Below are 7,237 nucleotides of genomic sequence, written 5' to 3'. Positions count from 1 at the left end.
GGCATCACTACCACCCAAAAAGTGACGCAAATATCAGGTCGCGGCGTGGGTATGGATGTCGTTATTAGTGAGATCCGACAGCTGGGCGGCTCGGTATCGGTGGCATCAGAGACCGGGGTTGGTTCACGCTTTACTATTCGCGTACCGCTGACTGTTGCGATATCTGATGCGCTGGTAGTTCGCGCCGCTGATCGCTACTACGCTATTCCTTTGGTACAGATTGAGCGTGTGGTCCGAGTCAATCCAGAAAAACTACAAGACTATTATCAGTCGGGCGCGGCAACGCTACAGATTGACGACACAGACTATAGGGTACGTTATCTCAATGAGATATTATCAGGTAACGCGCTCAATGATCTCACCGTTAGCACCAATGTCAGCTTACCGCTTATCATTATCAAAAACAGTAGCGGACAGAACATCGCGCTACAAGTTGATCAAATAGCAGGGTCTAGAATTGAAGTTGTGGTCAAGCCTCTAGGGCGTCAACTATCACACATACAAGGCGTGTCTGCGGCGACTATCATGGGTGATGGATCTGTTATGCTCATACTAGACCCCATCGCTTTGATGCGTAATGTATCGATGCTCGAGCCTACGCGCGTGCTACCTAAAGAGGTATCTAAACAGACACAAGTTCAACCGCACATCCTAATCGTAGATGATTCGGTGACCGTTCGTAAAGTCACTTCACGCTTTTTGGAGCGTCAAGAGTATACGGTCACCCTTGCTAAAGACGGCGTAGATGCGGTTGAGATATTACAAGAGACTTTGCCTGATCTAATCTTACTTGATATCGAGATGCCGCGTATGGATGGTTTTGAGGTTGCAACTCAAATCAGGCACAGCAAGCGCTTGCAACATATTCCAATCATTATGATCACCTCGCGTACTGGAGAAAAACATCGCACGCGTGCGCTTGAGATCGGCGTGAATGATTATATGGGTAAGCCTTTCCAAGAAAATGAGCTGCTTGGTAATATACAGCGCCTATTAGCTACCAAAAACAGTGTCACTTACGAAGGATAAATGTATCCTCAAATAATTTAACTATTGAGAGCGCTATATGAGCGAGATTGTAAAGCATTCTTTTGAAGCGGTCAGCTTACTGACGACCAGTAATGGCATGTTGGATGTGACTGTGATTGCAGCTGTTGATCAGCCTGATTGGATAGTGCCTACTAGCCTGATTTTGGACATAGAAGATAGCACTGAGCAAATAGGGACGCATGTCTGGCAACAACAGCAGCTTCCTGTTTTTCACCTATTCTTGCGCCCTCAGACGCCGAGCAAAATGATTGTAATAGAGGGCAATACCAGCGAGCAGCGCATTGCTCTACAAAGTGTAGATACGCCTCACGCCTTGCAAGTACGCATATCTGATGTCAAGGATGTTGATCTCCCTGAGCATTATGCAACCTCAATGTTTGATATTCAACAAAATGAATCTAATTCGATGCACAACATTGATGACGTGTCTGCTTTTTGGTATCAAGCAGTGATGATAGACAATATTGTTTATCTGATACCAGACGTAGATAAACTTGCTCATCATCTGATTGAAAGCTAAAAGTGCAGCCATAAAAAAGCCCTAAGTGTAATACTTAGGGCCTATTTATGGCTATCAAATCGTTATTTTTTGTGTTCAGGCAAACTGATATTCATCTCCAGTACATCAAGACTGTCTTCTGAGCGATGATTAATATTGACATCGTCAATCTGCACGCCATTGACGTACTTGTTGACTACCTCAAGTATTTCGCGTTTCATCTTTTCGATGCGATCAGCCGTCAAGCGGTTGTTTAGCCGATTTTCGCTGGCGACGATCACTTTTAGACGTTCAGTCGCCATATTCGCGCTGCCAGCATTGCTATCGTCAGTACCAAATAGGCTACTCCAAAATCCTTTTTTCTTACTCATTATTGACCTCCAAACCAGCGCTGTAATAGACTTTTCTTTTTCACATCAAGATGACGTATGGGACGCTCTTCACCTAAGAACCGAGCTACGATATCGTCATAACATTGACCCGCGACAGAGTCGGTATAATGGATAACAGGCTCACCGTGGTTGGACGCTTCTAGTACGGAGTGACTCTCAGGAATGACGCCGAGCAGTGGCACCTTTAAGATGTCGTTAGATATGGTATCAATGTCCATCATCTCATTAGCCGCTGCGCGCTCAGCATTGTAGCGCGTGATAATCAGATGCTCACGGATAGATCCATGACCCTCTTCAACCTTTTTGGTACGGCTTTGTAGGATACCGATAATGCGATCTGAGTCACGTACTGAGGAGATTTCAGGATTGGTCACGATGATAGCTTCATCAGCATGATACATCGCTAGCTGCGCGCCGCGTTCGATACCAGCAGGAGAGTCGCAAATAATATAATCAAATTGCTTTGAGAGCTCATCCATCACCTCGCTGACACCTTCATCTGTCAAAGCGTCTTTGTCACGCGTTTGACTGGCAGGCAAGATATATAAGTTCTCAAGTTTTTTGTCTTTGACGAGCGCTTGTGACAGGCGAGCATTACCACTAATCACATCAACAAAGTCATATACGATGCGGTTTTCACAGCCCATGATGAGATCTAGGTTACGCAGACCCACATCAAAGTCGATGACAACGGTCTTGTAACCGCGTAATGCCAAACCGGCAGCAAAAGAGGCACTGGTGGTGGTTTTGCCAACACCGCCTTTACCTGAAGTGATTACAACAATTTTTGCCACGATGGCACACTCCTATCTATCAATAAAATATTTATGAAATAAAATAACGCATTTGTGCTACATGTGCTATTTGCGAGGGCAAGCCTACCACACCTACCTATAAATTTATAGTTGACCTACAACAATCGACCTTTGATATTAGATAAGTATAAGACTCACATTAAACAGTTCTTAATCTATATAGATAGTGGCTGAGTTGTAGATATATAGTAGCGCAGTTTTGTTAAATAAACTTACTATATTATTAAGTGGTTTTTGCTAGCCTACTAGGTTCATGCTCAATACTCAAGTTTTAGAATATAGTCTAATATAAAAATTTAATATCGGCAGCTTATAAGTCAACGTTATGCTTTTTAGACCGTATCCATTAGCGTAAATACTAACCCCTGGTTTTCAACGAAGCGCACTTGTACCGGCTTGTCTATAAGATGCTCAGGTATGTTGTCACGTAAACAGTAAGTCCCTGCGACTGACACTAGAGAGGGGTTAAAGACCTGACAAAATATACGCGCGTCTTGATCACCCGTAGCACCAGCGACTAAGCGACCTTGGGCACGCGCGTAGACATGTAAGTTATTATCAGTAATCGCTTCAGCGCCGCTATTGACACTATTGGTTAAGATAAGATCGCCGCCGACGTGATTGAGACTCTGACCTGAGCGCAGTACTTGATCATAGATAAGACTAGCAATGTGCGCGTCACTTACCAAGGTTTGGGGCGCATCGGTAGATAACGTGGTTTGACTACTTTTATCCGTCCCCTCATTCACAGCTTCTTTAGGCTCTACAGCTGTTTCGCTGACCTGAGATGCCGCCTTTTTACTCGGTATAATGCGCTCGATACGCTTGCCATCTGCTGGGAATATAGCCATCTTTTGCGCGCGTGCTTGAGTCTCAAGAACGCCTTTTACTACCCCGATTGGCTGCAATCCCCAAGACCAGAGCATATCTACGAGCGCGGGCAAATCTTGTTCGATGTCACTATCGATAATCACAGGCGTATTGGTGTTTTTATTATCAATCGTCGCAGATAGCTGAGCATCAATAGCGCTTAGATCATTGGTATTGAGCTGAACGCGTGAAAAGGTGAGCATTTTGCCAAAAAAGGCCATAGCAGGGCTGTCGCTATCGGTGGCTAAAGGATTGCCGATGTCCGAGATTGTCATAATACTTATCCTCAAAATACTGCCATTACCATGCAGCTACTTAGAATCACTCTACAAATACTGCAGTATAACTATTTAGATAAAAGAGTGTGCCACTTTAGATAAAAGGACAGGCCACTTATCATCTAAGGTGTCCAAATCTGCTCATAAGTTTACCGTTTATCTTTTGATATTCATAGGGCGTGTTTACTATTTGGCACGCCTTTGACCCCATTACAGGTTTAACATATCTTTGTGCTTCCATTGCTGAACTTTTACTTGTGCCTCAAGCGCCGATAGACTGTCATTGATTATACTTGCGACCAAAACATCTAGCGCAGTATCATTGGCATCGATATGAGCGACGCTATGGGCGATAGTTGCCATCATATCATCGATACGCTGATCATCTAGCAGGCGCGCATTAAGTGCATAGACGACATTTTCACCGATACTCTGTCCGATATGTTGTAGCTGCGATTCAATCAGGCTACCGGCGATAGGTATCAGCCTAAGATAACGCCTGAGCTCTGGCGTATTGGCAAGCCCACTTTGAATGGCATCACCGACTTCATGAGCGATCAGCTCACCGCCCTCAGAGCCGCGTTTTAGCTTTTGTAACTGTGGCACCAGCTCGCGGCGCAGTAGCGATAAGATGACCGCTTCAATCTCTACGCGGTTACGGCTGATAGTCGAATCTATCATAGATTTTTGCGTTTTTGGATCAGTGAGCTGTTGACGATAATTGTCAATTGCGGTCAAGATGACTCGATCTGATAACTCCTCGAGTACTAAATCAATATAGAACTTGATACGTCTAAGCCAAGGCTGCGGTAGTACTTGATAGCCAAGCTGATGCAGGCGCCGACCGATCACGACTGCTCGGAACAAGCGCAGCGCACGCAGCTGCGGAAAACAGCCCAATACTTCATACCAATGTACAAAGGGGAAAAAAAACCAGCGGTAATAAACACGATCTTTGATCGCAATAGTCCAGCGCACGGTTAATTCAAAAATTAAAAACAGCGTAAAAAATCCACCTGCTGTACGCAGCGGATCATGTAGTACGTTTTGATACCAAGAAAGCGCCTCGCTAAGCATCAGCCAATTAGCAACATTGGCGCTAAAGTTACTCATCAATATCGCATCAATACTGATTAAGAACAAATCAATACCAATAGCAATAAGCATTAAAATGTCATAAGTCAGCTTTAAACGACTAGGCGCAGGACGTGTTGGCGGCTCAGGAGGAAGGGATCCGTCCTGCTTGGGGAGCGGTTTTGAGCGTTTGGGTAAATGAGTACTAGAGGCGGGCACAGTTATACCTTATATCAAGTAAAAAGCGCTTAGGATAGTCCAAAAGGCTTAAGCAATTATCTTAAAAACTATAGAGTGCTTTTGTCAGGCGTATTTTCAAATTCAGCTAACATCTCGCTGATAAGCTGATCCTTTTGTTGCCATATCTGCTCAACCCAATCAAACATTTGCACTTTGATAGCCTCATCCGTCTCGTAACGACCGTCTTTGATTGCAGTGGCTAGACCATCTGGTATATGAATATGGCGCACATCAACGCCTAAACGTTTAATATTCCCTTTCCACAAATCACTATAGGTCGGTATGCCGTCAGGATAGACGATAGTCATATCCAAAATACTGTCGATCTCATCACCCAGAGCACTAATAGCTAGTGCTAAGCCGCCAGCTCTTGGCTTTAGCAGATGAGTGTAAGGAGAGTTTTGGCTTTTATGTTTAGCAGAGGTAAAGCGCGTTCCCTCCAAATAATTGAGCAAAGTAAAGGGTTTGTCTTTTAGTAGAGCGCAGGCGCGTTTGGCCTCAATAATATCTTTACCTTTTAGTGCTGGGTTTTTTGCGATCTGCTCCTTTGAGTGACGACGCATCATCGGAAAGTCTAAAAAGTAAAAAGCCTGACCGATTACAGGGATATATATCAGCTCAAACTTAGTAAAAAATCGGGTGAGCGGTAAGCGCTTTTCACTGATGTACTGAACGATGCTCGTATCGACCCAAGATTGATGATTGCTGACGAGCAGATATTTGCCTTGAGTATTGACGTCATCAGGCAAGTTAATACGCCAGTCTTTACGCGGCAGAATATTATCAATTAGCGCATTATTACTATTGATCCAGTAGTTGGTGACTTTGATGACGGTATCATCTGCAATAGCTGAGCCTGTAATGGTTTTGGCAGCGCCCATGATCCACACTGGAGGACCTGCTGCTATACTGTTAGCCGTAATGACACCCGTCGCTGTGGCGAGAGAAACAACCTTACCAAGTTTAGGCGTACGCTTATGCACCTTTTGTATCAGTGATGACAGTTGCATGATTATGTCCTTGTAATCGCTATTTTAATTGTTGTTGCAATCGCTATTATAGGCGCTATAACAAAATATTTTAGTAGATAAATGAAAGCTTATGACCCAAAATAGTTGTGAATGACTCTAAGCTTAAGCTCAAAATTAAGATGATTATGACGTATAGTTCTGCATTTTGCATACATAGAGGTGACAAAATATTACACATAGATAGGTTGCGATTGCCATAATAATATCAAGTGTGAATAGCACCCAATAAGACAAAGGCAATTATTCTTGCCAAGAAAACAAATTTATTGAAAACTCCATTTGATTGAATAGAGGAAATTATTATGCGTAACCAATTAATGATCGTCGCCGTAGCATCTGGCCTAGCCCTTAGTGGTTGTACTACTGATCCTAACACAGGACAACAGCGTTTAAACAAAGCCGCTTTGGGTGGTTTGGTTGGTGCAGCTGGTGGTGCCACAATCTCAAAAGCAACTGGTGGCGACAAAACAGGTCGTGATGCCGCTATTGGTGCCGCTTTGGGTGCAGGCGTGGGCTACTACATGGAGCGTCAAGCGCGCCAGTTAGAGCAGCAAATGGCAGGTACAGGCGTAACGGTTGAGCAAAACCCAACGACAGGTAATATTGATTTGGTTATGCCAGGTAACATCACTTTTGCTTTTGATGATGCCAGCTTAGCCCCTTCGTTTAGACCTACTCTTGACAAACTAGCGTCAACGATGAGTCAGTATAACCAGACTACTGTGACTATTGCAGGTCATACTGATAGCCGTGGTGATGCGTCTTACAACACGCGTCTATCAAGAGATCGTGCTTACTCAGTAGCGAACTACTTGACTGCTCGCGGCGTAGCATCTAACCGTGTAAACGTTGTCGCTTATGGCGAGTCACGTCCTATCGCTGACAACAACACTGACTATGGTCGTCAGCAAAACCGCCGTGTTGAGCTAACCATCAACTCACCACAAAGCATTAACTAAGATTTAATATCTATAGTTTAAGCTAAAAA

Annotated in this window: 8 protein-coding genes; 3 read left to right on the top strand and 5 right to left on the bottom strand. The window is 44.1% G+C overall.

Translation table 11 applies throughout. The annotated features are described in order from the left end of the window. Positions 1 to 1,029 (top strand): response regulator (locus ACTXGO_RS07775; protein WP_443573951.1); only part of this gene is annotated, 1,029 nt, incomplete at its 5' end. A gap of 37 nt (positions 1,030 to 1,066) precedes the next feature. Continuing rightward, complete coding sequence (locus tag ACTXGO_RS07770; RefSeq protein WP_443543128.1) at positions 1,067 to 1,570, top strand: hypothetical protein; 504 nt, start codon at positions 1,067 to 1,069, stop codon at positions 1,568 to 1,570. A gap of 62 nt (positions 1,571 to 1,632) precedes the next feature. Here the strand turns inward: ACTXGO_RS07770 and minE are convergent, their stop codons facing one another. From minE to ACTXGO_RS07745, 5 genes are all read right to left on the bottom strand, one after another. Beyond that, a complete protein-coding gene (minE, locus tag ACTXGO_RS07765; protein ID WP_317199176.1) occupies positions 1,633 to 1,920 on the bottom strand; it encodes a cell division topological specificity factor MinE in 288 nt (95 codons plus the stop codon). Beyond that, complete coding sequence (gene minD, locus ACTXGO_RS07760) at positions 1,920 to 2,735, bottom strand: septum site-determining protein MinD (RefSeq protein ID WP_317199175.1); 816 nt, start codon at positions 2,733 to 2,735, stop codon at positions 1,920 to 1,922. Before minD ends, minE begins: the two co-directional genes overlap by 1 nt. A 353-nt stretch (positions 2,736 to 3,088) precedes the next feature. Continuing rightward, a complete protein-coding gene (gene minC / locus ACTXGO_RS07755; RefSeq protein ID WP_435949618.1) occupies positions 3,089 to 3,901 on the bottom strand; it encodes a septum site-determining protein MinC in 813 nt (270 codons plus the stop codon). A gap of 213 nt (positions 3,902 to 4,114) precedes the next feature. Continuing rightward, on the bottom strand, positions 4,115 to 5,197 hold the full coding sequence (locus ACTXGO_RS07750) for a hypothetical protein (protein WP_443543125.1): 1,083 nt from the start codon (positions 5,195 to 5,197) through the stop codon (positions 4,115 to 4,117). A gap of 68 nt (positions 5,198 to 5,265) precedes the next feature. Next, complete coding sequence (locus ACTXGO_RS07745) at positions 5,266 to 6,228, bottom strand: acyltransferase (protein ID WP_317199172.1); 963 nt, start codon at positions 6,226 to 6,228, stop codon at positions 5,266 to 5,268. A 323-nt stretch (positions 6,229 to 6,551) separates the two neighbouring features. Between ACTXGO_RS07745 and ACTXGO_RS07740 the strand changes: the two genes are divergently transcribed. After that, on the top strand, positions 6,552 to 7,208 hold the full coding sequence (locus tag ACTXGO_RS07740) for an OmpA family protein (RefSeq protein WP_317199171.1): 657 nt from the start codon (positions 6,552 to 6,554) through the stop codon (positions 7,206 to 7,208). The last annotated feature ends 29 nt before the right edge of the window (positions 7,209 to 7,237 follow it).

The organism is Psychrobacter sp. T6-1 (assembly GCF_052258445.1).
This window is presented reverse-complemented; position numbering and strand designations above follow the sequence as displayed.

Coding starts and splice junctions, on each gene's coding strand:
- ACTXGO_RS07770 (WP_443543128.1), top strand. CDS start 1,067: ATGAGCGAGATTGTAAAGCATTCTTTTGAAGCGGTCAGCTTACTGACG.
- minE (WP_317199176.1), bottom strand. CDS start 1,920: ATGAGTAAGAAAAAAGGATTTTGGAGTAGCCTATTTGGTACTGACGAT.
- minC (WP_435949618.1), bottom strand. CDS start 3,901: ATGACAATCTCGGACATCGGCAATCCTTTAGCCACCGATAGCGACAGC.
- ACTXGO_RS07745 (WP_317199172.1), bottom strand. CDS start 6,228: ATGCAACTGTCATCACTGATACAAAAGGTGCATAAGCGTACGCCTAAA.
- ACTXGO_RS07740 (WP_317199171.1), top strand. CDS start 6,552: ATGCGTAACCAATTAATGATCGTCGCCGTAGCATCTGGCCTAGCCCTT.